This window comes from Desulfobulbus alkaliphilus (assembly GCF_016918545.1).
Classification (GTDB): Bacteria; Desulfobacterota; Desulfobulbia; order Desulfobulbales; family Desulfobulbaceae; genus Desulfobulbus; species Desulfobulbus alkaliphilus.
This window is the reverse complement of record NZ_JAFFQC010000433.1, coordinates 1-386: the sequence shown is the minus strand read 5'-3', so window position 1 is coordinate 386 and position 386 is coordinate 1. Positions and strand designations below refer to the sequence as shown.

Here is a 386-nt window from a genome sequence, read left to right as displayed (position 1 = left end):
ATCAGTGGCTGATGATTTCAGAACGACGGAAGTCGGCGATCGCTACGCACAGGCGCTGTTCGACCTGGCGCTGGAAACCGGCCGCCTGGACGCCGTCCGCGCCGACCTGAAGTCGCTGAAGGCGGCCTGGACCGAAAGCGCCGACCTGCGTCGCCTGGCCACCTCGCCCGTCATCGCCGCGCCGGACCAGGCCAAGGGTCTGGTGGCTATCGCCGCCAAGGCCAAGTTCGAGCAGACTACGACCAACTTCCTGGGTCTGTTGGGTCAGAACCATCGCGCCAAGGATTTGCCTGCCGTGATCGCCGGGTTCGAGGCGCGCTACGCAAAACACGCCGGCGTGGTCGCCGCCGAGGTCGTCTCGGCCCAGCCGCTGGACGCCAAACAGG

At 66.8% G+C, this 386-nt stretch carries 1 protein-coding gene; it reads left to right on the top strand.

Annotated features, from left to right (window positions below; translation table 11 throughout):
• Nucleotides 1-386: ATP synthase F1 subunit delta (atpH, locus tag JWG43_RS21205; RefSeq protein WP_205244505.1), on the top strand; the 386-nt coding region annotated here is incomplete at both ends.